The following is a 25,706-nucleotide window of genomic DNA, read 5'->3' as shown; positions in this document are numbered from 1 at the left end:
ATGTGCCGCGCAGAAAGGCCGGACATATGACCGCACCGTCCTCATGTGGTGAAATCGACTGAAAAGCATCCTTGCACCGCGGGCCGTTCCACATATGCGGGTTGACTGCCCAAGGACGGGACTGGATTAGGGATGCCAGACAAGAGAGCGGGGTTGGCAACGCCAATGGTTGGAGCGGATTGCGTTCGGGCTAAATTGCACGGCCACTTCCTGATCAAGCAACCTGCCGGTTCGGCTCTAACTCAGGGATGGAACTGCGCGGCTTCGGCCTGCTGGGAAGGGAACCTTGATGTTACATTACGTGTTGCTGGACAGACCCTGATCGACGTACGCGTCAGGGATGGCGGCCCGAAGGGTGAAGACTTTATATTGAAGGCTTCAGCGCAGCCTACAGCCCGGTCCCAGAGGGTGACGCCACACTCAGGAAAACCAAGTCCTGCCCATGTGCAAGGATTAGGAACAACACATCCTGGCTTCAATTGACGAAACCTGGGGCTGAATTACTTCACACGCTTCTTCAGAATTACCTGATTGTGGAAAGGGTCCGCAAGGGAAGCGACTGAAGCCGGCAGGCCTTCGGAGTCCGCGTTGGCTTGCAGCCTGATGGCCGGGTGTCCAAGGCAGCGGTGGCTTGGTATTCTGGTTTGGGACGAATGAGATTCTTCCATGATCGTCTGGCCCGGCGTGAACCGTTGAAAGCCCAACCGAAAACGAGAAGATGAGAATACTCGAGCTATCGGCAAGGGCCGTGTCGGAAAACAGCATTTCACAGAGAATGTGCTTTGCGTGCGGCGGTCCCCCCAGCACAGGCGCCGGCGAACACGTGATTCCCAAATGGCTTCAGCATAAGTTCAATCTCTTCAATGAGCATCTTACCCTGCTGAATGGGACACTTATTCCATATCGAAATCTGACTGTTCCGTGTTGCGAAGCTTGCAACAACGGTTTCCTCTCCCAGATTGAAAACGCCGTGCAGCCCATTATTGAGCGTGGCACAGTAGAGACTCAGGACGAAAAACTACTCCTTGGCCGATGGTTGTCTAAAATCCTGATCGGCTTTCTCGTGAAAGAGACCGGCCTCTTACTTGATCGCAAGCGACCAGATAGTGGGCCGATGGTTCCTGCGCAATTCATCGAGGAACTGCAGCACTGCCATTTCGTACTCCAAAGCGCGCGAAAACCCACCACATTCCGATGCCTCTACGGCAACTTGCCTTTTTCACTGTATTTTTACGAGGTCGCCGATACCGGAGGAGATCAAGAGTTCGACCTCTCGACAAACATTTTCGGACAGTCCGTAGCGATCAGAGCCGGCCGGCTTGGGGTGATATTTGTTAGCGACGGCGGGCTTCAAATGCACGCTGGCCCAGGAGGGCCTTACGCGCTCTCCGGATCCGCTGTTAGCGGCGCCCAATTCAGCGAACTGGCGGCTCGTGTTCACTACAAAGCCACACTGAGGGATGCGACGCATTTTTATATCACATCCGAGAACGATGAGTTCATGCAGGTAGAGCAAATGCATGTTGAGTCATATTCAGGCCTAATTCCGGGCAGCGACGAGTTGCGCATCTTCAAAGAATGGGACGAGGAAGCGTTGAGCTACGCCCTGGCGGCCTACACGCGATGTGACAGGTCCGCCGTATTTGATGAGGGAACAAAAACGTGCAACTCCACGCTCGGCACCCTTCTGAGAGATCATTGAACAAGTGGCGCATTCGAGCCCGGCGCGCTATATAGCTCCTTCAGCGCTGCTTGATTTCGAGCTCATAGCCGCCAGCGTCTTCGCTCAATGAACTCAACCGATCGAGCGCCGATGTTCGCTTGGCGTCACGCACAGCCTTGAACGCTGCGACATCCACGGCTCGCAAACGCCGGTGACTTCCCACTTTTTCACCAGCAAGCTCGCCGGTATCGACCAAACGCACGAGATATTGCCTCGATACGTTGAGAATTTCGGCCGCCGCCTGCGTTGACAGCATCTCTTCGTCGGACAAAACCGTTACCGGTCTTCCGTCTGCGAGAAGCTCCGCGGCCCGATACATGATGTCAGTCAGCGCATCTGGCAGGTCCAAGCGTTCACCATCGGCATTGATTACCTGAAACGTTCCATGCTGCTTTGCGGAACGGGAAACCAACAGTGATGCGACACGGGCCGCAGCTGACCGCTCGAGAGCAGGAACGGCTTTCGAAGTCTTCGAGGGCTTTTTGTCGGACGATGTGCGATGTGATATGGCCATGCCGGTAATATGGCGCATAAACGCTATAAACGCAACCACCTCCCCGAATGATCAGGGAGGAATCTTGATGAGTGCCTATGCCAATCGCCGTCCTCGATGCCGACGTCCTATTCCCCATGATGCTGCGCGACACACTATTGCGAGTGGCTGCGGCAGATTGCTATCGCGCGCATTGGTCGTCGCGAATCCTGGACGAAGTCACGCGCAACCTTATCAGCGACTATGGAATGGAGCCGACCAGAGCGAGGGTACTGCGCGCCGTTATGGAGGAGGCGTTCCCCGACGCGAATATCGAAGGCTGGGAGCCACTGGAACCAGCAATGCGGAACCACCCCAAGGATCGGCACGTGGCCGCAGCAGCTGCAGCGATCGGGGCTGGCATCATCGTCACATCGAACATCCGAGACTTCAGCGATCTTCCGCCCGGCGTCGTCGCCATGACACCCGACGACTTTCTGGTCTCCCTGCTGAGTGAAGAGGCGGACAGGCTGTTGGAGGCGCTCGTCGCACAGGCCGCAGGCTACCGTCGACCAACTTTGTCCGTCGTGGAATTGACGGAAAGGCTGTCAGGGATTGCTCCCAAGTTTGCCGCAAAGGCTTTGTCCATTTTAGGCACAAAAGCCAAATGACCGTTCAGAGGTGTTTTACTGAAAATTCCTACTCTTCACCTTCAGCGTATCGATATGCAGGTCCGGAATATAAATTTCCCGCGCCTTGACGCCCATCGGCGGCCGTTCGCGGCTGTCGGGGCTACCCGGTGAACCATGCGCGAACTCGTCGCCCCGTCCTGTCGGCACCCTGAAAGTGTCTCGCTCGCCGCTCAGATCGAACATCCGTTGCGCCACCAGATGCACGACGCCCCCTTCCCGTTGGATCTTGCCGTTGATCGCCATCATGGCCGATCCAAGCACGACGCGGCGCTGTTTTTCGAACAGGTTTGGCCAGACAACCGGCCAAACGCACCTGACTGCGGACCATATCGCCAAACTGCTGTACCTCCTCAGAAGCGGTTGCCTGTTGCGCACGGTGTATGCGTACTTTTCCATCTGGAGTGAGCCGTGTGAAGGTAGCAGCCTGCTGGAGCAGGCTTTAAAAAGTCAGGTTGGCGTGACCCGAGAAAAACTGGAGCGCAACGCATCCAGCGCGTTCTCGATCGTGGACGCGCAGAGCGTGAAAAACACTGCATACGTTCAAGGTGTAGCGTCGCCTTAACCTGGTTCGGGCACAGGACGGCTACGATGTGGGCTCGCTTACTCCCTGGCAGACAGGGTGATTTCGCGCCATGTGTTCATGGCGGCGTTTCGCAGTTTGCGATGTTCAGCAGTTCGAGGCCAGCCACCTCGATCCCGATCACTATGTAGGGCGGGCCGGCGACGGGATCGGGCTGAGCCCGCTCCTCGAGCGGCTCGCCCAATTGTTTTGTCGAGCAAATAGGCTTTCATTTCCATTTTCGTTCTGCCGCCCGAGCGCATCGCGCATGTTCGCCAGCGATCTGGTTGTTCACATTTTCAATTCGTCGGTCTTCTTTGTACGACCAGATTGCCGACAGAGACCTGCACTGGCTCGTCATTCTGGTTGAGCGTGTTCATGCGGACTTTGACCATTCCCCGGTCAGACTTCGAGCGGGAGGGCCGCACCTCCAGCACCTCGATCACAAGATGCAGTTCGTCGCCCGGTCGAACCGGCCGTGGCCAATTCAACTCGTCAAAGCCCGCGCCGATGATTCCGCCAGCGAGCGAAAAGCCGCTGTCGACCGTCAAGCGCATGGTGATTGCCGCCGTGTGCCAGCCACTCGCCGCCAGTCCGGCGAACAGCGTGCTCTTTGCGGCCTCGGCATCGAGGTGAAATGGCTGGGGATCGAATTCCCGGGCAAAGCGATGAATCTCCGTCTCCTCGATCCTGTGCCTCCCGCTCGTAAAGCGCTGCCCCTCGGACAGATCTTCCATATAGAGCTTTGTCATATTGCCTCTCCTCTGCTTACTAATTGAGCCGTGCGCTCTGCGCCTGCTTTCGGATACACGCCCAGGTCGAGGCCCCATCTCTGCGCAAGCTGCCCTCGGCGCTCTTCGCTGACCTCGGAAAGGACCATGACCCCGGCATGGACAAAACAGGATTAACTAAGTCCCGCGATTAAAAAGGGCCGAAACACACTACGGCCGTGCGTCGGGAGGTTCACGCCTGTCAAAGGGCTTTTTTTGGGTCTTGTCTCGCGCGCCTTCAGGCGCCGCAGCCCGACGCAGCACCGACTCGACGGCGTCGGAGACTTCATCAACTGAGCCCATTCCATCAACGGGGTGCAGAATGCCTGTTTGATTGTAGTGGACGACCACCGGGGCAGTCTCTTCGTTGTACGTGTGGAGCCGTTCCCGCAGAACTTGCTCGTTGTCGTCCGCTCGACGCTTGAACTTCGCGGATCCGCAGACGTCGCAGATCCCTGGGGTTTTCGGTTTGCCGTCGACCTCGTGATAGACGGTCGCACAGCCAGCGCAACTGTACCTACCTGAAATACGCCTGATCAGAGCTGTGTCATCGACCACGAAATGAATCGCGGCGTCTGCCTGGAACCCCAATGATGAAAGATGTGTGTCGAACACCTCTGCCTGCACCGTATTTCGCGGATATCCGTCCAAGATGAAGCCGCGAGCACAATCTGCCGCGCTCAGCCGCTCCGCTACGATCCGGTTCACGATCTCGTCCGAAACCAGTAGCCCCGCCTCCATCGCCGACTTGGCCTCGACCCCCACCTCAGTCGCAGCGGCTACAGCAGTCCTGAGCATGTCACCAGTGGACAACTGGGGTACTCCATACTTTGAAGACAGGCGCTGCGCCTGCGTTCCCTTTCCTGCCCCGGGTGGACCGATTAAGATAAGTCTCATCGCGAAGTGCTCCATTCTTATCATTGTTTCGGATCTGTGCTGGATCGACAAATTTATACTGCTTGAACCGGGTGAGAACGCTGAAGAGACGAGTCGGATCGGGACCAAGACACCCGGTTCAAAACTGTTCGACATGATGTCTCCGAGCGACGCTGTTTAGGACTTCATGAGCTGGCCAGCGCTGCGATACAACATGTAGGCCGCCACGACGAAAATCAGAGTTGCGAACAGGCTGTTCAATATGCCCTTGCGCCCAGACAGGTGCTTGGCCAGAGACGCTCCCGCGAGCCCTCCGACGACGCCTCCGCCGATGAATATAGCCGCTAGAATCCAATCGACGTATCCGGAGTGCGCATAGTTCAATGCGGTGGTCAGTCCAAAAGCCGTTACCGCAACGAGAGAGGAGCCGATGGCGAAGAGGATCGGCATGCCGGTCGACGCAATCAGGCCGGGGACAATAAGAAAACCGCCGCCAATGCCGAAAAAACCCGAAAATATCCCGGTCAGGCTGCCGTATCCGGCGACCTTATGGATGTTTTCCCGCGAGCACTGGGCGCCGGGATTGCCTTCCGCGCCGCGCTTACGAAACATCAGAACGCCAACAACGAGCATTAGAATGGCAAAAAGCAAAAGCAACCTCTGACCGTCAATCATCTTGCCAATGCTCGAACCGATCAATGCCCCGAAAATACCAGCAACGCTGTAGATCCCGGCGCAGCGCCATTTAACGCTACCCAAACGCCAATGACCGACGAGATTCGCGAACGCATTGGCCGCAACCGCAAAAGCACTGGTTCCGATCGCAACATGTGCGCTTGGAACGCCGACCACGTAAACCATCAGCGGCACGGCCAGGATCGAACCGCCGCCTCCAAACATCCCCAGCGTGAAACCAACCAGTCCACCGGAGAGGGCTCCAAGACCATATTGTACGGGTTCAAGATCCATGAACGTGTTCCGCCGCCGCTAGGCAACTTTTTCCTTGATGTCCGGAGAGGCTAGCCATTCGCGGCCCTTGAGCATGCCGTGCCAGTAGATCCGTGGCAGCGCCTCAGACTTCAGGTACCAGGCGAGACTGGAAGGTTTTGTGCCGTCAATCATCCAGAAGGGGAAAGTCGGCAACAACTTTCCGCCATACCCGAATTCCGCCAGTACTATCTTTCCACGCTCGACGGTCAAAGGGCATGAGCCATATCCGTCATACGCTGCCCGAAGATCCCGGCCGTCGAGAGTAGCCAAAACGTTCTCTGCAACAATTGGCGCCTGCTTGCGCGCCGCTGCAGCGGTTTTCGCATTTGTTGTGCCAGCTGCGTCACCGAGCGAGAAGACATTCGAGTACCGCTTATGCTGGAGGCTTGTCTCGTCGACGTCAATCCAGCCGGTTTGGTTTGCAAGAGGACTTGCACGGACAAAGTCCGGGGCGGTCTGAGGCGGGCAAACGTGTAAAATGTCAAAACCACGCGTGTCTTCGACGACGGAACCGTCGACGCCCACGCGTGCAAATCGCGCCTCTTTCCTTGAACCATCGACAGCGACAAGTCTTGAGGCAAATTGTAGGTCTGCGCGATACTTTTTGATATATTCCATCAGCGCCGGAACATATTCCTTAACGCCGAAGAGAACCGGACCGGCATTGTGGAACTCAATCGAGATGTCGTTGATGCGGCCTTTCCGGAACCAGTGGTCACCTGACAGATACAACGCCTTTTGAGGTGCACCTGCGCATTTTATCGGCATTGGCGGTTGTGTGAAAAGCGCCTTACCGCCTTTGAGGTTCTTTACCAGCGACCAGGTGTAGGGGGCCGTATCGTAGCGGTAATTCGAGGTGACGCCATTGCGTCCGAGGGTTTCTTCAAGGCCCTCGATCGCCGCCCAGTCAAGCTTGATGCCCGGGGCTGCCACCAGTATGCGATAATCAACACGTCGGCCATTCGACAAGCGCACGCAATTGTGGTCCGGATCAAATTCGGCGACCGCCGTCTTTACCCAGGTTACGCCTGCGGGCATCACCGCCGCCATGGAGCGCACCGTATCTTCGGGCTTGAATATTCCACCGCCGACCATGGTCCATCCAGGTTGGTAGGCATGGCGTTCGGCAGGGTCGGCAATGATTATGTTTAGGCCATGTCGACGTTTCAATAGGCTTGCGGCGGTGGCAATGCCCGCGGCGCCCGCGCCGACGATGAGAACATCGCAGGCCGATGCGACTTTTTGATCGTTTGCAATGATCCGAGACTCCGGGCGAGGGCGAAGTTCTTGAAGATCGTATCCTGCCGCCCTGGCTGCGCCCAACACGGCATCTGAGCCCTCTTTGGGAGCTTGGGACAATGCCCACAGGCTGGCTGCCCGCCTGCCAGATCGGCAAAAGGCTAACAACGGCTTTGGCAAATCCCTCATCGCTTCATCGAAGAGTGCGACGTCGCGATCGCGAATTTCGGAAGTCAGGACGGGGATGTGTCTAAATTCCAACCCCGCTGCCTTTGCCACCAGAGCTGTGCTGTCAGCATCAGGCTGAAGGGCTTCCTCTCCATCCGGACGGGTGGATATTATCGACTTGAATCCGAGGCGCGCAAGCTCGCCTACATCTTCAAGCTCGATTTGTGGCGAAACGCTCATGCGGTCGTCAATCTTTCGAATGTCCATGACGCTTTCCTCCTTCAGTAAACCCGACGCGATGCGCTGTGACGGGTCAAGACGATGTGACAGGCGGCGGATGCCGATGAGCATGTCCACCTTGCGTTTAATGGATTGCCTGCGCGTTGTTATTACCGGACATCGATCCGCCATCGCAGTCAACAGTTACGTATTAAGCGTAAATAATGTGTCGGTTTCGATGTCTTGGTCCTAACCGTGGGGTTTTCCTCAGGCCTTCTTTAACGGTGCTTTCGCGCTACAGGATTGCGAAGCGAAAGGGATTGGGCCATGACATCCTCCAAGCAAGAGCAAATGAAATACATATTTACAATAATAGTGCAACTAGATATTCATGTTAGTGGGTCCTGCGCTCCTGCAGATAAACGGGTGTCGGCTCCTGCATTGGAAAGGCTGGATAATGAATACAGTAAATGACGCACCGGTTCAGGCGCCTCCCACCCTCAGGATTAACGATCGAGCTCCGGGCTTCACAGCCCGTTCGACCGCGGGCGAGGTCTCGCTTGCGGGTTATCGGGGCCGCTGGCTGTTGTTGTTTTCGCACCCGGCGGACTTCACGTCTGTGTGCACGAGTGAGTTCATCGCTTTTTCAAGGGCCAGGGAGAAATTCTCCGCTGTGAACTGTGAGCTTCTGGGGTTGTCGGTTGATAGTCTTTATTCACATGTCGCCTGGCTGCGCGATATCGAGCGCAGTTTTGGCGTCAAGGTGGAATTTCCGTTGATCGAGGATTCGGCGATGGTTATCGCCAGAGCGTACGGCATGCTGGACGCGTCATCCGAAAACAGTGGTACCGTCCGTGCGACTTACGCAATCGACCCTGAAGGCATTGTGCGAGCGATCGTCTGGTATCCAATGAACGTCGGACGGTCGGTTGACGAACTTCTTCGCCTTGTACAAGCATTGCAAACTTCCGAGAAGGACGGCGCTCTGGCGCCGGAGGGCTGGAGACCCGGGCAGCCATTGGTGGAACCGGCCGCCTCGTCCCTCGACGAGGCAGCTCAGACAGCCGAGGGTCAGACTTGGTACCATAGGGAGCGGCGGGCATGAGCAAAGTGATTCCCAGGTCGGAAGCAATGCTGGAGAAATCCGTTGGGGCGGCCGAGTTTATGCGCCTGTTCAGCACACCGAGCCGGCTGATGCTGCTGTGGCATATCGCTCAGCAAGAGCGGTCGGTTGGTGAAATCCAAGATGCCCTCGACTTCAAGCAACCGGCACTTTCCCAGCAGCTCGCGGAGCTTCGTCAGGCAGGCGTCGTCCGCACGCGGCGCGCATCGCGCCAAATATACTATTCGATCGCAGACGGTCGGGTAGGCGTCGTTATGGATATGCTCAGGCTTATGTTCTGCGATCCGGTGCAGGATGGGCGCGCAGGCGGCCAGGCTGTGACAGCCTTGTATGAGACTAAACCGGTCCCGATGATCAGATCGACCTTTCTAGGTGAGATGGCGCGGTGGGCGCGTTTGGAACCGGCAGAATAAGGAGGACCCTGCATGTCACATGCGCCTATCGTCAAATCCTTCTGGGACAAAACCACTGGCAGCTGGCAGTACGTGTTCTACGATGCGTCCACAATGAAGGGCGCGATCATCGATCCGGTTCTTGGCTATGACCCCCTGGCAGGCGCGGTCGATACAACTCGCGCGGACGAAATCCTGAATTATATTGCGATGACAGGGATCCAAGTCGTCTGGATCCTCGACACACATCCTCACGCCGACCATTTTTCTGCGGCACCGTATCTCAAAGGGAAGCTGAATGCGCCGATGGCAACCGGCGAACACGTGACCAAGGTTCAAGCGTTATGGAAGGATATCTATCACCTTAGCGATGACTTCCGCACCGACGGCTCCCAGTGGGACCGACTGTTCAGGGATGGTGAGGCGTTCGAGGTGGGCCGGATTTCGGTAAAGGTGCTGTTTTCGCCCGGCCACACCATGGCTTCGATTACCTATGTCGCCGGCGACGCAGCCTTCGTGCACGACACGTTAATGATGCCAGATAGTGGTTCAAGCCGCGCAGATTTTCCCGGGGGAAACTCACGCGAGCTCTACCGCAGCATAAGACGCATCCTTGATCTGCCTTCAGATACTAGGATCTTTGTCGGCCATGACTACGCACCGGGAGGCAGGGTGCAAATGTGTCAGGCCAGTGTTGCCGACCACCTCGCACATAACAAACACTTTTCCGGATCACCGAGTGAGGATGACTTCATAAAGGTTCGTGACGCGCGCGACGCGACGTTGCCGTTACCGAAGCTTATGCTCGCCGCTTTACAGGTCAACATTCGTGGGGGGCGCCTTCCGGAGCCTGAGAGCAACGGGCGGTCGTATCTGAAAATCCCGCTCGGGTACTTTCAGCCGCGTAACGGCGGTGCAGAATGAGTGTTACTTGTTTGGCATCGCAGGCCGCCCTTTTGGCATAACCCGCAACGAAGCCACCGAGATCCTGTTTCTGCCCATTGCTGGCTCCGCCGCGCAACAACATCCGGGCAGCCCGCGCATATGGTAAGCGTCGGAGCACGTCGCCGGGGTCATGCGGCCGGTGGTTCAAAGCGACCCTTTAGGCGTAGCGCCGTTGCGACTTTTCAGCTCCCCTTTGTGCCTCAAAGTAGGAACGGTCGCACAGCGGCGACGACGCAATCCCCCATGTCCTCGCCGGCGGGGTGCGTGAGAATCGCAACATCCTTGTTGGCAGCAAACCGGCACGTGGACGAGCATGTCAGGATGGCATCGGCGCATCAAGTCATTGAGCCAGCCGCAACACGTCAGGCGTCTCAGCAGGTGATGTTTTCTGTCTGCCACAAAACTGCCCGTTCAGTGTATGTTGCCTTTTCTCAGGAGGTTACTTCAGTCTGGGGATCAGGCATTTCGAGCCGGTCTCGATCGGCACTCGATCGCTGACTTCACAGATTCGTTTGTGCCTATTGTGCCGGCCTTCCCCGCAGAGAAAGTTGACACCGGCAATGAGACGCCCTTCAAACAAAGATCGACGGCAGGGACGACATCAAGATTGGTAGGAAGCACCGCCAGACGGCTGACGATCAAAAAGGCAATGCAGAAAAGTCTCGTCAGCCACTCGCGCCCAACCAAGCTGTACCAGACCCCGCGTCGAGTGTGGCACCAATCCAGAGCCGTAACGGCGCCGAGACTATCAGCTGACAGAAGACAACGGGAATTAGCGCTCAAAAGCAAGCCCAGCATGAAGTAGAGAAGACTCGAAGGAATCCAGTCAAGATTGAATATGGGGCGGCCAATTCGGATCATGACGATAGAAAGAAGCACGCTACCGAAGATGGCCTCATACCAGGCGAATAAGCGTCCCATCTTCGGTCAAATACTGTGTTGGTAAGCGTCGGAGGCACCGTCAGTACCATTTCCCGATCCGCCAGACTCAAAGTCTTCCGAGGAAATCAATGAGGATTTCCCGACATATTTCAGGCTTCTCGATTTGGAGCAGATGTCCTGCCCCATCGATGCCGTGGTACGTGTAGCCGCCTTCGTGGGCAAGCGCGTGGTTGGCGGGGCCGGTTGGCGGTCCCTTCGTACCCGAGGGATCGGCCCCGACCAGGAGGGTCGGCAGCCCCAACTCGCTGGCCATGGGCCAGAGATCGAGTGTCAGGGCGCCAAGATAGATGGCAGCTTCCAGCTCGCGGCGGCAGGACAATTCGAAACTTCCATCGGCCAGCGGGCGTAGCACGGCTTCAGCCATATCGCGCCGGGCCTGCGGGTGCCAGCGGGCGCTGGCGCGCGCTTCGGAATATTGTGCTTCGAGTTCGTCGACAGAAGCGAACCGATCCTGCCTGCCCGCAGCCCATGCGATCAGCTTGATCTCGAACTCACGCATCGCTTCGTAGAGGGGATGGTTGCGGGGCGGCACGCTTGGGGGATCATACAACACCAGCGCATCGAACGGCGAGCCGAACTGCACGGCATTCTTCATTGCCGATCGGGCCGACATAGAGTGGAAGATACCAACAGATTTAGCCGGACCAATACGGGCGACGGTGCCTTGGTGGATGGAAGTGACGTCACGAGCGAACTGCCCGTAATTGTGCCCGTCCGCGCTTGTACCCGCATTACGGCCGTGGTTTCGCATGTCAAAAAGGACAACATCGTAAGCATCCAGAAGCGGCTCCCAAAAAATCCTGTAGCCGTCCACGGCAAAACCGTTGCCGTGGGTGATGTAGAGGCGCAATGCCCCCGGGCGGGAATAGTGGCGGATGACGATCTCCGCGCCGTCTGTCATAGGAACCGAAAAAACGTCAGCTTTCATAGCAGTGTATCCATTTCAATCAGCGAGCAGGCCGCATGGCCGGTAAAAAGCTGGGCTTAGGCTTCAGGGTGCCGATCAAGCCATGACTCGATCGCGGCCAACACTGCGGCTGGATTTTCCAACGCGCTGATATGACCCGCATCGGGAATGACCACGTGTTCGCCCGTCGGAATTTTTCGCGCGCCTTCGGCAAGGAAATGCGGTGGAGCGCCTTTGTCTTTATCGCCACCCAAAAGCAGCGTCGGAACGGTAATCCGGTGTAGCTCGGGACCGTAGGCCAGGGTCTTGAGTGCCTCGCAGCAACCTTCATGGCCCGACGGGCTCGTCGTGCGGATCATCTCGCGCACGCGCTCCAGTACTGGAGGATTAGCGGCCAGGGTTTCCGGCGTGAACCAGCGTTCAATCGTGGAATCAACCACGCCCTCCATGCCGTAGGCACGCGCCTTGTCGATGCGCGACTGGAAATATGCAGCATATTCGGGAGGAGCATCGGGCCGAGAGTCGCAAGCGATGACACTGTGCACCCGGTCTGGATGGTGGATACCGAGCCCGTATCCGATCATACCGCCGATCGACAGGCCGATCCAGTGACTGCGCTTGATGCCGAGAGCATCCCAAATGCCAAGGACATCGGCGATAAGCATGGGGAAATCATAGGGCCCGGCGACGACTTCGCTGAGGCCATGGCCACGCTGATCGTAGCGCAGGACCCGATAGCGGCTGGACAACGCCGCTGCGATCTCATCCCACAGCGTCAGATTGTTGGCGAGCGCGTGGGACAGCGTGATCCAAGGGGCCCCTTCGGGCCCCTCAATCACGCAGTTAAAGTTGACGCCGTTGGAGCGGACGATCATGGGCAGCACCTTTTTACTTGTCTTCAGCGACGTATTTCAGCGCTTCGGTGATTTTGAGCTCGACCAAGACATTCTCTGCTTCGGATTCCTCGCAAAGCGTCGAGCGGTGAGCAATCCCCTTAGGAATCAGCATCATATCGCCAGGCCGTAAAGTACGGACACCCATCTCAGTTTCCCAACGCAGGGCACCCTTGACGCAAAAGATGATCTCGTGCGCATCGGCGTTGCGGTGCCAGAAACCCATGTCTTCCTTGCTACGCTTGGAGAGATCGATCTTGACCGTGGTCGAATCGTACATGCGTAGCGGCTTGCCATCGGCAAGGCCGAAGTTAGATGGCTGGAACTTATCGTCGAAGATGTTGAAGACGCGGAGCGCGTCGGCGAATTCCAACACGCCCCCGTTGATCATGGGAGACGTGTCGCGTTGCAGAACGACATTCTTGCCATCGATGGTGATGACTTCGCGAGTTGGTTGATTAGACATTTGGTATTCCTCCATGGTTATTACATTTTTAGACGGTGTCCGAGGCCGCGGGCACAGGCTCGCCTCGCATTTCTGATGCGGCCTCCATGATCGCGCGCATCAGGCCCTCATAACCGGTGCAGCGGCAAATGTGGCCACCGAGCACTTCGCGGACTTCGTCTTCCCCCGGGTTGGGGTTGCGGCCCAAAAAATCGGAAAACGACATGAGGATCCCCGGCGTGCAGAACCCGCATTGCAGTGCGTGATGGCGGCGAAAGGCGCGTTGTAGTGGCGCCATATTATCAGCGTCGGTCGCCAACCCTTCGACCGTCTCGATCCGTCGGCCGTCGGCCTGCATCGCAAGCATCAGGCAGGACCGGCTCGCCACGCCATCGACCTTGACCGTACAGCACCCACAGACACCGTGCTCGCAACCCACGTGCGTGCCCGTTGATCCGGCGGAATGGCGTAGGAAATCGCTCAAAAGCATGCGGGGGCTGGCGAGGGCCGTCACCTTTTCGCCGTTCAACTCCACGGTCACCGCAGACATTTCATTACTGTTAATTATGCGCATGACAGCACCTCGGAAACTAATTTTGGCGCCAGGCGCCGTACGAGATCACGACGGAAGCGAGCACTGGCATGGATGTCGTCGTAGCCACCGAGCTCCCAAGCGAGTTGTTCGATCCGCTCGGTCAAGTTCGCAGCGGATACGTTTTCGTCGAGCTCGATGCAGGAAGGGCGATCTGCGACGCCGCCGATGCCGATCCGAATACGCCCCGCGTGGCGAATGACGCCCGCGGAAACAATGGCGAAATCACCGTGACGCCGTGACACTTCTTGGAAACTAGCACCCGCGCGGCCGAGGCCGACGGGGAAACGCACCGCAACAAGCAGTTCATCCTCGCGGCGGGCCGTCTGCAGCATGCCGGTCTGATAGTCACGCGCCGCCAGCCGCCGTTCTCCCTTGCTCGAGCGCAGGACAGCCTCGCCCTGAAGCAAGGCGAGAGAGAGTGGCAATTCCGAACTGGGATCGGCGTGGCTGATCGAGCCGCAGACGGTCCCGCGATTACGGGTCTGGAAATGACCGACCCAGGGTAGCGCCTGTGCGATGAAAGGCGCTTCGCGCTCGAGGTCGGGCCAGGCGAGCAGCTCTGCTTGCGTCACTGCGGCTCCAACCTCTATGAACCCGTTATCGAGGCGAATGTGACGCAAAGCCGGTAGGCGCGAGATATCAAGCAGCACTCCGGGCTCGACCAGCCGCAGGTTCAGCATGGCCATCAGCGACTGTCCTCCCGCCAGTACGCGCGCCTCGCTTCCGTATTCGGTCAAGATCTGCAGGGCCTCGTCGACATTGTCTGGGCGCATATAAGTGAAAGCCGCAGGTTTCATTTTTGACCTCCGAACAGGCCGACCAACCAAGCCATTAGCCCAGACCTGGTTTTCTTGGTCGGCGTTGCGTCTCCGTCGCCTGACAACGCGACCAAACGCTCAAAAAACTGGCCAATGATCATATCTGCGGCACGGCGGATCATCCGGCCGCCGACTGAAGCTACTTTGCCGCCGACATCGACGCCGTAAGCATAATCGATCCTTGTACCGTCCGGGGTAAGGCTGAGAATGATTCGCCCCTTCCCTTCTGCCTTGCCGAGCGGACCTCGCAATTCGCCGCTCAATTTAGCCTGTCGCTGTGGAACAAGATCGCTCAGGTAGACATCCGCGATGAACCGACCACGGACCGGGCCGACCCCGAGGGACACCTCAGCCTGGAAATGATCGGGACGAAGTGCGGTCACCGTATGACAGCCAGGGATAATGTTCTTGAGTGTTTGCGGATTGAGCAGGGTGTCCCAGATGTTTCCTGCCTCCGTCGCGACCGTCAATGTTCCAGAGCCCGCAATTGTCGCTTCTGCAAACTCCTTTTCCATAGCTGCGGCATCGACGACGTTGCTGGTGAGTGTGGGCGCAGGACCCTCATTGGTGGCCAATACAGCATTGAGACGATTTGGTGTGATGGGCAAACGCACGTCGCGCAGCGACAATGCATCGGCCACGGCGTTGGCAATGCAGACCGGCGTACTCATGCAATTGCCTTCGGCCAATCCCTTCGCTCCAAGGGGAGTGAAGGGTGACGGAGTCTCCATGTGGATGATCTCGATCTGCGGCACCTCGCAGGCTGTGGGCACGAGATACTCGGCAAATGTGCCGGTCTGGAGAGCGCCTGTTTTGTCGTCGTAGACGATTTCTTCATAAAGCGCTGTTGCCAGTCCTTGGACAAAAGCACCTCGTATCTGACCTTCGGCCAGGAGTGGATTAATCAACTTGCCGGCGTCGTGCATGGAGACATATCGATCCACCTTGACCTGCATTGTCAAAGGATCGATCTCGATGCCACACATGTCGAATACAAAGCCATAAGTGAGCGAGGTATTGATCTCGTCGCCGCCCGTAGGGGGAGCCAGTTCCTGCGGAGCCCAGATGCCGGTTTCGCTGATACCGGGCTGATCGGTATCGGGAACGAGAACCGGTGACCAGTGGGCCGTGCCGGCTGCGCGACCGAAGGGCATACTTTTAGCGGGTTGCGCAATAGAAAACACCCTGCCGCCGCCGAAGCCGACATCATCCTCCGTTGTTTTAAAAAGGCCAGCGGCAATGCGCGCCACCTTATCGCGGACCTGCTTTCCAGCGAGATGAGCGGCAACGGCAGTGCCGGGAGAGAAACGACAAGAATAGCTGCCGGCGGCGATTGACCACGCATCTTTCTGCGTGTCGATCTCCAGATTGACGGATATATCCCGCGGGTGGAGGCCAAGTTGATCCGCTACGATCTGCGACAGAGCAGTGGCATGACCTTGCCCCTGAACGGTGACATCGGCCGTCATGGAGACACCACCCACGGCGTCGACATTGACCCTGACCATGGAGACGGCTCCGTTCTTGGGGCCCTGCTGCTGTCGGATCTCCTCGGGCAATATGGTGCTGAGATAGCCCATATTGGACATGCCGGGTTCGACGACTGCGGCATAACCTATGCCGTAAAGTTTTCCCGCGGCCCTTGCTTCATCACGCCGGCGAAGCAAGTCCGTCAGTCGGCCATCGCCCGTCGCGATCTCGATGGCCTTTTGGTAGTCTCCTGAATCGTACAAGGCGCCAGCCGGCGTCCGATACGGAAAAGCGTCGGCAGAGATCAAGTTGCGCCGGATTACCTCGAGAGGATCGAGCCCGAGTTCGACTGCGATCCGCTGCATGAGCCGCTCAAGAGCCAAATAAAGCTGCGGGCCACCAAAGCCTCGCACCAGGGCGGCAGGCATTTTGTTTGTTACCACGACGCGATTCACCATGGCGAGATGGCGTATGTCATAAGCGCCGGTAGTGGCACCATGCATTCGATAGAGTGGCCCAGGCATTGGCGCACGAAGATAGGCGCCGTAGTCCTCAAGATTATCAAAGCGAAGCGCCGTGACCCGGCCATCGGGCTCGACTGCCGCATCGAGCCGAGTAATGCGGTTCGGCCCCGAATTGGCTGCCTGAAGGTGTTCTAGGCGATCCTCGATCCACTTGACCGGGCGACCGCTTATCCGGGCGGCAAGCCCCATCAGGACGATGTATGGAAAAACCGAGAGCTTGATACCAAAGCTGCCGCCGCTATCCGGCGGTATGCGTAACCGTAGCCTGCTGCCCGGGACCCGCAGCGCCTTGGCCATGACCGGGTGGGCGGAAAAAGGTCCCTGGAAATTGGCGAGAACGTCGAAGCTCTTGTCGCCCGGCCGGTACTCGGCCACTACTGCGAAACACTCCATAGGCGTATAGGAACTACGCGGATATTCGATGTCTACGGAAATGGTCCGCTCAGCGCGGGCGAATGCGGCATCAGGTTCACCGTAGACGAATTCCCGCACGGAAAGCTGGTTGCTGCCGGCAGCCGGATGTAGCAGCGGCGCGTCAGAGCGCACGGCAGCCACAGGATCGACTACAACGGGAAGCGGCTCATAGAGGATATCGACCAGAGCTGCGCCATCCTCGGCAATGTAACGATCATCGGCTAGCACGACAGCCACAGCTTCGCCGACATAGCGAACCCGCTCGACCGCCAGCGCCCATTGATCGATAGGCTGCTTAAGTACGGTAAGGAAGGGATCGGAGATGGCCCTGATCTGCTCGCCCGTGATCACATGGCGAACGCCCGGTACGGCTAGAGCGCGCGTCGTATCAATCGCAGTTATCAAGGCATGGGCGTGCGACGCACGCACCACGGCGGCATGAAGGGTGTTGGGCGCTATGGGGAAGTCATCGACATAACGGCCCTGCCCCATGAGCAAAGCTGCGTCCTCATGGCGCTCCAGACTGCGTCCAACCCAACCTTGGGTCGAATGGGTGTTTTTTTTGACATCCGCGTACATCAATTCACTGCCTCGCAAGCGACAGGATCGCGTCAATGCGCTCCGGCCTTGATGAAGTTGCCCGATCTGATGAACGGGTGGCGTCTGCAAGAGAACTAGCACCAATCCGACATCTGTGTAAAGGTTATTTAGTACGGTTTTACCACATTAAAATTGCGGCCCGACCCCTGCCATGCGAGGACTATTGCGGGACTCGCGGGGCTTGGGGTACCGTCAGTTGGCTGGCAGTGGTTAAATGGAGAGATGAAAAGATGACTCAGGATGTGAAACTTGGCGAAGATGTCACCATCTCCCCGGTGAATTTGGTAGATGTCCCCGAAATTGTGGAGATTGACGCAGCTGTAACCGGGACCTCGAAAGCGGACTTTTGGTACGCGCACTATCTGCGACAGAGCACGGACCGGTCATCTCTCTTATTCGTTGCCCGGCGTGACGGGCAGGTAATAGGTTACGTTTTGGGGTCGATCCAGGCTTGGGAATTTGGCTCACCGCCTTGCGGCTGGATCCAGGCAGTCGCCGTGCGACCGGAACACCGCCATTTGCAAGTCGCCTCGCGGCTGTTCGAAGCGTCAATCGCGTATTTTCGAGAACACAGCATAGACCTGATCCGCACAATGGTGCACATCGACGCACAGAGCTTGATTGCGTTTTTCCGCATGCAGGGCATGGCTGCAGGACCTTACATAGAATTGGAAATGCGGGCCGACTAGGCCCTGCTGTATTGGCGGACACTAGGAGATAATTGATGAAATTGCAGCAGGCGACGCGGGCAGCGATTGTAGCCCTCCTACATATGGCCTCGCGTCCGGGCGAGCAAATTCCCGCTAGCGAAATTGCCGAGATTTACGGCATGTCGCAACACCATCTTGCGAAAGTGCTTCGCACCCTGTCTTTAGCAGGGCTAGCCGAATCAACACGAGGCGTCGGCGGGGGGTGCAGTTTCGTGGGTGACGCACGTAAGATCGCGCTGTACGATATCATAAAATTGTTCGAACCCGATTGGTTCACCAGCCCAGACCGACCGGACGCGCCCTCCAATGTCGCAGCCGAACTCTTTCGGGTCATGGAAGAGATTGATCGCATTTCAGCGGCAACGCTGCAGTCCGTCACTCTACAGACCATCATCAACAATAGTATGCGCCGACTAAGGGGCGCTGGGGACCAGCCAAATCCCAGCGGTAAAGCGGTCACGTAAATCAACTGCGAAGCATCATATCCCACAGGACATTGATCTTATCTGGGACGTCGGTCATGTCACGGCACTCCAGATATCTGCCTGCCCTTCAACGGAGATGACAGGGGACAGACATAAACGATAAAATACATAAATTTAGTTGACAACAAATTTTCGGACTTTCATTATCGTTATAAGCACAGGGACACACACCTCTCCCTCTAGCGGTCACCATAAAACGTCAATCGAATCAACGGGCGCGGCTCGGCCTGATAATTGTTTCTTGACAAAATCATCGTGGAGTCATTTAAATGCGCATTATCGCACCAATTTACCTTAAGTGGCGCGTCTCTTGGGAGGAGAAGATATGAGGAAGTACGCAAACGCGGTCTTGTTGACCGTCGGACTCTTGGCGGCCGCCAGCAGCGCCGCTTTTTCGCAGGAGAAAGTCGTCAAGGTCGGTCTTATCACTGACTTCAGCGGTACATATGCTCAACTAGCCAAAGATATTGAAGATGGCTGGATGCTTGCCTTGGATGAGCGCGGGGGCAAAGCCGGCGACTACCGGATCCAGATCATCAAGGAAGATTCCGAGAACTCTCCGCCGGCCGGGATTCAGAAGGCCAACAAGCTTATCAAGTCAGACGGCGTCGCAATCTTTGGCGGGACGATTTCGTCAGGGGTCGGCATAGCACTCGCCGGTATCGCGAACCAAGAGCGAGTCCCTCTTCGTTGCAGGTTTCGCCGTTGCGGATGAATTGACCACCAAATTTTGCAGTCCCTATGTTGCGCGAACTTCATTCTCGGCCAACGCACTTCAGTCCGCCGCTGGCGCCTACTGGGCGAAATCGGGCGTGAAGACCGCCGTATTCATGGGGCCGGACTATTCCGCGGGTCAGGCCATGAAGGAAGGTTTCAAGCGCGGCTTCGAAGGCGCGGGCGGTAAAGTGGTGATGGAAATCATGACGCCGTTTACAACGACTAAAGATTGGGGCCCATCATTGCTGCGCGCGCAGCAGACTGGTGCCGAGATGATTTATTCGTTTTATGCCGGTTCGGAAGCTGTGCAGGTCGTCAAGCAACACGCGGACTTCGGCATGAAGGAAATGATGCCGCTGCGGGGCGACATGTGGCTTTATGACGAAGCCCTGTGGAGTGCTATGGGTGGTGCTCAACGCGATGCCATGCAGATCACCGTTTATACCAATGCCCTGAAGACCCCGGCCTCCGAGCGGTTCAAAAGTGAATTCAAAGCCAAGTTCGGTCGCCTGCCCATGGCGTCCAACGCGCTTGGCTACACCAACGCGGTCGCAATATTTGACGGCCTTGCCGATGCTATAAAGGCTAATGGCGGCAACTTGCCTGCGGATGGCGCTGACATCATTTCGGCCATCTCGAAGTTGAAGCTTGTGAATGATCCCCGCGGCCCTGTGCACTTCAACAGCTCCAACAACGCGGTTCAGGACGAGCTTTATATCATCCGCATCGTAGAAGGCGCAGGTAGCCTACATCACGAGTTGGTAACTACCACTCCTTACGGCGAGGACCTGCCCGGCTGCAAAATGTAGCTTGAGCCCAATTGGGGCGCCTGGCTGGTTCCTGGCGCCTCGTTCTTCAGCTAGGTCAGGTAACGCGATGTCCTTTTTTCTGTTCAACGCCCTGAATGGGCTGCAACTGTCGATGCTCATCTTCCTGATGGCGATCGGCCTCACCATCATCTTCGGATTGATGGATACTCTCAATCTAGCGCATGGCGCCTTCTATATGGTCGGTGCATATTTCGGTTATGCCCTGTTTAGTACGACTGGCAACTTCTGGCTCGCACTTACGATCGCGCCGTTGCTGCCGCTTCTGCTCGGATTCGTTCTGCAATATTTCGTACTGCAACCGCTTAAAGACCAGGGGCGAAGTGCGCATCTCGACATGGCTCTCCTTACGTTTGGCCTGCTTTTTTTCGTCATAGGCGCCATCGACCTGATCTTTTTCGAAACGCTCGGACTGACCTTCCTAAGTATAGACAAGCCCGAATTCTTACGAGGAGCGGTCAATATTGGCATTCTTTATCCAACGTATCGACTGTTCATCATCATAATCGGACTTACAGTGGCGCTCAGTGCATGGTTTCTGCTTGAACGGACCGTGTTGGGTGCCGTGGTTAGGGCCGGAGTTGACGACAACGAGATGGTCCGGGCAATGGGGATTAACATCTATCTGGTCTTCGCGCTGGTCTTCGCGCTCGGGTGTGGTCTCGCGGGTTTTGCCGGCGTGGTTGCCGGCGCCGAGTTGTCGATCGACGTCAACATGGGCGTGCAGATACTTATCCCCACTCTCGTGGTGGTCATCCTAGGTGGCCTTGGGTCGGTGAAGGGATGCTTTATCGGCGCCATCATAGTCGGCATGACTGATACACTGACCCAAGCCTACCTGCCGGAGGCCTCGACTTTTGCGATTTACATCCTTCTGGCCGCCACGCTGATCGTCCGGCCGCTTGGCCTTTTCGGCCGCCCTCAACAGACGATCTAGTCAGAACGGTTTACATCATGGAAAACTCGCTCACTCGGCATACTTCCAAAGTATCGTTAGTGCCGGCAACAGGGATGGATGCGGATCATCGCCGTAACAGCAGATTCTGGATCATGGCAGCGACCGGTCTTGCCGGCTTACTCGTCGCACCTCTCCTTTTAGGCAGCTACCCGATCTCGCTTTTGACCGAAGTGCTGATCCTCGCCCTCCTTGCGTCCGGGTTAAATCTTCTGGTTGGCTATACGGGCCTGGTGTCTTTGGGCCACGCCGCGTTCCTTGGCGTTGGCGCCTACATCACCGCCATTGCCACGGTGCTGCTTGGCTATCCGGTGTGGATTGGCATGATCGGCGCCATGCTGGCAAGTCTCATCATTGCCTGTCTCATCGGCATACTCAGCGTGCGCACACGCGGCGTGCAGTTCCTGCTGATCACGCTCGCCTTCGGGCAGTTGCTTCACGCCATTGCGGAAAAATCCCGCATGACGGGAGGCGATGACGGCATGACAGGTATTCCTCGGCTGGATCTCAGCCTACTCGGATTGAATACCCATAGCGACCATACCTTTTACCTCACGGTTTTGGCGTTCTTCGTGGTGACGCTGATAGCCCTGCGCATGGTGGTGGAAAGCCCTTTTGGTCGAACGCTGGCGGGCATTCGAGAAAACGAGAAGCGCATAATGGCTATCGGTTACAACCCGACTCCCTACAAGGCCCTCGCCTTTGCCATCTCCGGCCTGGTTGCGGGCCTGGCGGGGAGCCTATGGGCGCAGCACGCCTATTTCGTTAATCCGCATATCATGTCCTGGCAAATGTCGGGCGAGGTCCTTTTTATTGTCATCATTGGAGGCTCGCAAGCTTTTTTCGGCCCCTTGCTGGGTGCGGCGTTCTACGTGTTGCTCAAAAGTTTCCTTTCCACGCTTACTGATTCATACATGATGATCTTCGGCATCATGTTTGTGCTGGTCGTCGCTTTTTTCAAAGGTGGCATAGCTGGCTTTCTCGGTATGCTCTCCACCCGGCTACAAACCTTGCTCAAGAGGGGGCGCGCGTGATGGCCCAACTGTCGATAAAGAACCTCAAGAAGCATTTTGGTGCCCTACAAATCATACAGGGGTTCGACCTGGAGGTCGACGCGGGCGCTCGGCACGCCATCGTCGGTCCGAACGGCGCGGGCAAGACTACGCTGTTCAACATGATCTCCGGTTGGCTTAAACCGACAAGCGGTTCCATAAGCCTCGATCGGCGGGACTTGGCGGGGCTAACGCCCGAGCAGGTCAATCGCGCCGGTCTCGCCCGCTCATTCCAAAAGAATGCCTTGTTTGAGGGCCTCACGGTTTTTGAGAACCTTCGGCTGGCGGTGCAGGCGGGAACGCCCAACCGGTTCAACCTTATCCGATCTGCATCCAGCTTTAGTGCAATGCGAACTAAAGCCGAAGAGGTTGCTGTGCGCATGAGACTAGAGGATGCGCTGCACCGGGAGGTCAAGACCCTGTCCTATGGCCAGAAACGCCAGCTAGAAGTAGGGATTGCTCTGGCATGTTCACCCAAAGCTCTGTTGCTTGACGAACCTGCGGCGGGAACATCGCCTGCAGAACGGCTGCTGTTGATCGATACCCTGCGCGCTCTGCCCAAGGATATTACTCTTGTGCTTGTCGAACATGACATGGACGTAGTGTTCGGAGTTTGCGAACAGGTAACGGTGCTTAACTACGGCGTTGCGGTCGCCACCGGCTCGCCTGATCAGATCCGGCAAAACCCAGAAGTTCGCGCCGCCTATCTCGGAGAATCCGCAAGCTATCACGGAGCCAACCTATGACCGAGACGAATCCCAGCCGGCCGCTACTCGAATTGTGCGACATCCATACCTACTATGGAGAAAGTTATATCCTGCAAGGCGAAAGCCTGGAGTTGAGGCATGGCCAATGCCTCGCCCTCCTGGGACGAAACGGTGCGGGCAAGACGACTACTTTGCGATCTATCGTTGGCCTTACGCCGATCCGAAGAGGCCGCATCGCCTTCAACGGCAAGACCATTAGCGATATGTCAACCCATCGTATCATCGCACAGGGAATTGGCTATGTGCCAGAGAACCGTGGGATTTTTGGCTCGTTGACAGTGCGGGAGCATATTGAGGTCGCCATGTGGGCACGGGGGTGTTCTGCCGCGCGGCGCGATCAAGTCCTGGCGATTTTCCCTCGTATTTCCGAGCGTATGGGGCATTTGGGCCATCAGCTTTCCGGTGGGGAACAGCAGATGTTGGCTATTGCACGCGCGATGCTCGCTGATCCGGTCCTTCTCATTCTCGATGAACCTTCCGAAGGTTTGGCTCCGGTCATCGTCGAGGAGGTTCGCGCAACCCTGGCGCGGATCAAGGAGACTGGAACGTCTATCCTCCTCGTCGAGCAGAATGCAGCCATGGCAATGTCGCTTGCCGATACTGTGACAGTGCTTTCGCAGGGAATGGTGCAATTTGCGGGTACGCCTGCCGGGCTCGAGGCGCGCGCGGATATAAAGAACGCTTATCTCGGGATTTCGTGAGCCTTAGCGCCCGCCGTTAGCAGAACAACAAATACGTGTGGAAAAAAGATGACTTTGCCAATCTATTCTGAAGCCTGGAAGGCCTGGAACGATCCGGCAATCCCTGAATATGTGAATGCGACGGACCTCCTGCTCGATCGACACGTCGAGGGTGGCCGGGCAGACAAAACAGCGCTCATCTCGGACGGCGAGGCGATCAGCTATCGCGCCCTGCTCGCCGAAGTCTGCCGTGCCGCTAATGGGCTGTGCGCTGCCGGCTTGCCCGAACGGTCCCGGATCCTGATCTCGGCGACCGATACGCTAGCAAGCGTGGCCATTTGGCTGGGCGCACTTCGGGCCGGTCTAGTCCCGGTCAGCATCTCGGATCTTTATAAGACCGACCAGCTTGTCTACTTCATCCGCGACACAGCCGCCACTGCGGTCTTCATAGATGACCGGCAAATGGCAAAGATCATCGAGGCGCAGGACATTTTGCCCGCAACGCTCCGGACGATCCTTGTCAACGGCGATGCACCTGAGGCCACTGGCATCACTCGGGCCGGGCTTCGTGTCACGACCTATGGCTCACTTGTGCACGGTCAATCGGCACAGTTCGAGGCCACCCCGCTGCATGCCAACGACGTAAGCTACATGTTTTATTCCGGCGGTACGACGGGAACCTCGAAGGGTATCACGCATCTTGCCCATGACTTCATTCTGGTCCCCGAGCGTCAAGGGTTCTGGTGGAGCTACACGGAAAACGACATCGTGTTCGCAACCTCCAAAAAGTACTTCACTCATGGGCTGTGGCCGGGTCTGCTGATTCCGCTCTATTGGGGCGGAACTGCCATCATAATGTCAGACAATCTAACTCCCTCGAAGCTGACAGATGCTATAGAAACGCATCTTCCGACGAAGCTGATTACCGTCCCTACGGTCATCAAGCTGTTGCTGGCCCATTTCGAAGAGCACGGGCTGGAGCCCAATTTTTCCTCGCTGGGCGCAGTCTATACTGCGTCAGAGAAGATGCCTCCGGAAGTGTTCGAACGTTGGCATCGCCGGTTCGGGCTGGAATTGTTTGACAGCATTGGTTCGTCCGAAGTGACATATGAGTGGATTGCCAACAGACCTTCAGATTTCCGGCGGGGATCGCTTGGGAAGCCTATCGTTGGCGTGGAGATCCGGCTGGTGGACGACGATGGGAACACCATTACAAACCCCGATACACCGGGGGAATGCCTGGTAAAGTCGCGGACGGCTTGCCTGTTCTACTGGCGGAAGTTCGACGAAACCAAGGCAACGTTCCAGGGTGAGTGGGTGAGGACCGGAGACCATTTGTTGTTCGATAAGGACGGCTATTTCTGGTTCGCCGGACGCTCAAACGATGTGTTCAAAGTGAAGGGCCTTTGGGTGTCGCCGATCGAGGTCGAGGCCGCCATCACTCGTGACGAACGCGTGCTGGAGGCAGCTGTCTTCGCAATCGAGGGCGCCGATGGTCTCAGCAAGGTCAAGGCGCATGTGGTACTCAAGGACCACTACAGCGGTGATGTGGCGATGGCCGACGAATTGAAGGGTCAAGTACGGCACCACTGTGGCGGCTACAAAGTGCCAGACGAGATCGTCTTTGTCGGGTCACTTCCCCGGACGGCCCTGCAGAAAATTGACAGACGGACGCTAAGAGAACGAGAGACAGCATCGCGCGCGAACTAGGCCCCATGTATGGCACTGCGAGATGGT

Annotated in this window: 24 protein-coding genes and 3 pseudogenes; 15 read left to right on the top strand and 12 right to left on the bottom strand. The window is 57.1% G+C overall.

The window, feature by feature from the left end; all coding sequences use genetic code 11:
* The first annotated feature begins 718 nt into the window (after nt 1-718).
* Nucleotides 719-1,702: a hypothetical protein gene (locus DES43_RS13515; RefSeq protein ID WP_133675614.1), complete on the top strand. Its 984-nt coding sequence runs from the start codon at nt 719-721 to the stop codon at nt 1,700-1,702.
* Between the two features lie 40 nt (nt 1,703-1,742).
* Here DES43_RS13515 and DES43_RS13510 read toward each other — a convergent pair whose 3' ends face one another.
* Nucleotides 1,743-2,255: a helix-turn-helix domain-containing protein gene (locus DES43_RS13510; protein WP_133675612.1), complete on the bottom strand. Its 513-nt coding sequence runs from the start codon at nt 2,253-2,255 to the stop codon at nt 1,743-1,745.
* 59 nt (nt 2,256-2,314) lie between these two features.
* Between DES43_RS13510 and DES43_RS13505 the strand changes: the two genes are divergently transcribed.
* A complete protein-coding gene (locus DES43_RS13505) occupies nt 2,315-2,866 on the top strand; it encodes a VapC50 family PIN domain-containing toxin (protein ID WP_133675610.1) in 552 nt (183 codons plus the stop codon).
* A gap of 15 nt (nt 2,867-2,881) precedes the next feature.
* On the opposite strand, the pseudogene DES43_RS13500 reads toward DES43_RS13505, so the two are convergent.
* Nucleotides 2,882-3,187 (bottom strand): annotated as a pseudogene (locus DES43_RS13500) (hypothetical protein); the annotation flags it as partial.
* Nucleotides 3,188-3,209: 22 nt separating this feature from the next.
* On the opposite strand from DES43_RS13500, the pseudogene DES43_RS13495 reads away from it, so the two are divergent.
* Nucleotides 3,210-3,419 (top strand): annotated as a pseudogene (locus DES43_RS13495) (IS5/IS1182 family transposase); the annotation flags it as partial.
* A gap of 326 nt (nt 3,420-3,745) precedes the next feature.
* Here DES43_RS13495 and DES43_RS13490 read toward each other — a convergent pair.
* From DES43_RS13490 to DES43_RS13475, 4 genes and pseudogenes are all read right to left on the bottom strand, one after another.
* Entirely contained in the window at nt 3,746-4,198 is a 453-nt protein-coding gene (locus DES43_RS13490) for a MaoC family dehydratase (RefSeq protein ID WP_133675608.1), read from the bottom strand.
* A gap of 270 nt (nt 4,199-4,468) precedes the next feature.
* Nucleotides 4,469-5,113 (bottom strand): annotated as a pseudogene (locus DES43_RS13485) (adenylate kinase); the annotation flags it as partial.
* Nucleotides 5,114-5,269: 156 nt separating this feature from the next.
* On the bottom strand, nt 5,270-6,061 hold the full coding sequence (locus DES43_RS13480) for a sulfite exporter TauE/SafE family protein (RefSeq protein WP_133675606.1): 792 nt from the start codon (nt 6,059-6,061) through the stop codon (nt 5,270-5,272).
* A gap of 18 nt (nt 6,062-6,079) precedes the next feature.
* On the bottom strand, nt 6,080-7,756 hold the full coding sequence (locus DES43_RS13475; protein ID WP_133675639.1) for a bifunctional protein tyrosine phosphatase family protein/NAD(P)/FAD-dependent oxidoreductase: 1,677 nt from the start codon (nt 7,754-7,756) through the stop codon (nt 6,080-6,082).
* A gap of 409 nt (nt 7,757-8,165) precedes the next feature.
* Here DES43_RS13475 and DES43_RS13470 point away from each other — a divergent pair, with 409 nt between their 5' ends.
* Genes DES43_RS13470 through DES43_RS13460 form a run of 3 tightly spaced genes read left to right on the top strand, consistent with a single transcriptional unit; the run spans nt 8,166 to nt 10,147 of the window.
* Nucleotides 8,166-8,813, top strand: coding sequence for a peroxiredoxin (locus DES43_RS13470; RefSeq protein WP_037471683.1), 648 nt, complete (start codon nt 8,166-8,168; stop codon nt 8,811-8,813).
* Nucleotides 8,810-9,244 carry an ArsR/SmtB family transcription factor gene (locus DES43_RS13465; protein WP_133675604.1) on the top strand — a complete coding sequence of 145 codons (435 nt, stop codon included), beginning with the start codon at nt 8,810-8,812 and terminating at the stop codon, nt 9,242-9,244. The genes DES43_RS13470 and DES43_RS13465 overlap by 4 nt, the downstream gene beginning before the upstream one ends.
* Before the next feature lie 12 nt (nt 9,245-9,256).
* The gene (locus DES43_RS13460; RefSeq protein WP_133675602.1) at nt 9,257-10,147 is read left to right on the top strand and encodes an MBL fold metallo-hydrolase; all 891 of its coding nucleotides are present in this window, start codon (nt 9,257-9,259) and stop codon (nt 10,145-10,147) included.
* Between the two features lie 1,009 nt (nt 10,148-11,156).
* On the opposite strand, the gene DES43_RS13455 is transcribed toward DES43_RS13460, so the two are convergent.
* Genes DES43_RS13455 through DES43_RS13430 form a run of 6 tightly spaced genes read right to left on the bottom strand, consistent with a single transcriptional unit; the run spans nt 11,157 to nt 17,755 of the window.
* Complete coding sequence (locus DES43_RS13455; RefSeq protein ID WP_133675600.1) at nt 11,157-12,038, bottom strand: alpha/beta fold hydrolase; 882 nt, start codon at nt 12,036-12,038, stop codon at nt 11,157-11,159.
* A gap of 56 nt (nt 12,039-12,094) precedes the next feature.
* Nucleotides 12,095-12,892 (bottom strand): alpha/beta fold hydrolase, encoded by a 798-nt coding sequence (locus tag DES43_RS13450; protein ID WP_133675598.1) that lies wholly within the window; start codon nt 12,890-12,892, stop codon nt 12,095-12,097.
* A gap of 13 nt (nt 12,893-12,905) precedes the next feature.
* A complete protein-coding gene (locus tag DES43_RS13445) occupies nt 12,906-13,376 on the bottom strand; it encodes a cupin domain-containing protein (protein WP_050996927.1) in 471 nt (156 codons plus the stop codon).
* A 28-nt stretch (nt 13,377-13,404) separates the two neighbouring features.
* Nucleotides 13,405-13,929, bottom strand: a complete 525-nt coding sequence (locus tag DES43_RS13440; RefSeq protein WP_133675595.1) for a (2Fe-2S)-binding protein — start codon at nt 13,927-13,929, stop codon at nt 13,405-13,407.
* On the bottom strand, nt 13,920-14,747 hold the full coding sequence (locus DES43_RS13435; RefSeq protein ID WP_133675593.1) for an FAD binding domain-containing protein: 828 nt from the start codon (nt 14,745-14,747) through the stop codon (nt 13,920-13,922). Before DES43_RS13435 ends, DES43_RS13440 begins: the two co-directional genes overlap by 10 nt.
* The gene (locus tag DES43_RS13430) at nt 14,744-17,755 is read right to left on the bottom strand and encodes a xanthine dehydrogenase family protein molybdopterin-binding subunit (protein WP_133675592.1); all 3,012 of its coding nucleotides are present in this window, start codon (nt 17,753-17,755) and stop codon (nt 14,744-14,746) included. Before DES43_RS13430 ends, DES43_RS13435 begins: the two co-directional genes overlap by 4 nt.
* A gap of 251 nt (nt 17,756-18,006) precedes the next feature.
* Between DES43_RS13430 and DES43_RS13425 the strand changes: the two genes are divergently transcribed.
* From DES43_RS13425 to DES43_RS13385, 9 genes are all read left to right on the top strand, one after another.
* On the top strand, nt 18,007-18,465 hold the full coding sequence (locus DES43_RS13425) for a GNAT family N-acetyltransferase (protein WP_166647755.1): 459 nt from the start codon (nt 18,007-18,009) through the stop codon (nt 18,463-18,465).
* Between the two features lie 35 nt (nt 18,466-18,500).
* On the top strand, nt 18,501-18,950 hold the full coding sequence (locus DES43_RS13420; protein ID WP_133675588.1) for an Rrf2 family transcriptional regulator: 450 nt from the start codon (nt 18,501-18,503) through the stop codon (nt 18,948-18,950).
* A 346-nt stretch (nt 18,951-19,296) separates the two neighbouring features.
* Nucleotides 19,297-19,686 carry an ABC transporter substrate-binding protein gene (locus DES43_RS23180; RefSeq protein ID WP_133675586.1) on the top strand — a complete coding sequence of 130 codons (390 nt, stop codon included), beginning with the start codon at nt 19,297-19,299 and terminating at the stop codon, nt 19,684-19,686.
* Nucleotide 19,687: 1 nt separating this feature from the next.
* Entirely contained in the window at nt 19,688-20,497 is an 810-nt protein-coding gene (locus DES43_RS13410) for an ABC transporter substrate-binding protein (protein ID WP_133675584.1), read from the top strand.
* A 67-nt stretch (nt 20,498-20,564) separates the two neighbouring features.
* Entirely contained in the window at nt 20,565-21,452 is an 888-nt protein-coding gene (locus DES43_RS13405; RefSeq protein WP_133675582.1) for a branched-chain amino acid ABC transporter permease, read from the top strand.
* A 17-nt stretch (nt 21,453-21,469) separates the two neighbouring features.
* Nucleotides 21,470-22,504, top strand: a complete 1,035-nt coding sequence (locus DES43_RS13400; protein ID WP_133675580.1) for a branched-chain amino acid ABC transporter permease — start codon at nt 21,470-21,472, stop codon at nt 22,502-22,504.
* A complete protein-coding gene (locus tag DES43_RS13395) occupies nt 22,504-23,268 on the top strand; it encodes an ABC transporter ATP-binding protein (protein ID WP_133675578.1) in 765 nt (254 codons plus the stop codon). The genes DES43_RS13400 and DES43_RS13395 overlap by 1 nt, the downstream gene beginning before the upstream one ends.
* A complete protein-coding gene (locus DES43_RS13390) occupies nt 23,265-23,990 on the top strand; it encodes an ABC transporter ATP-binding protein (protein WP_133675575.1) in 726 nt (241 codons plus the stop codon). The genes DES43_RS13395 and DES43_RS13390 overlap by 4 nt, the downstream gene beginning before the upstream one ends.
* Before the next feature lie 48 nt (nt 23,991-24,038).
* The gene (locus DES43_RS13385; protein ID WP_133675573.1) at nt 24,039-25,679 is read left to right on the top strand and encodes a benzoate-CoA ligase family protein; all 1,641 of its coding nucleotides are present in this window, start codon (nt 24,039-24,041) and stop codon (nt 25,677-25,679) included.
* The last annotated feature ends 27 nt before the right edge of the window (nt 25,680-25,706 follow it).

This window comes from Aquamicrobium defluvii, assembly GCF_004363725.1.
In the GTDB taxonomy this organism is placed as follows: domain Bacteria; phylum Pseudomonadota; class Alphaproteobacteria; order Rhizobiales; family Rhizobiaceae; genus Mesorhizobium; species Mesorhizobium defluvii.
Note: the sequence above shows the minus strand (reverse complement) of the source record. Positions and strands in the feature narration are given on the sequence as shown.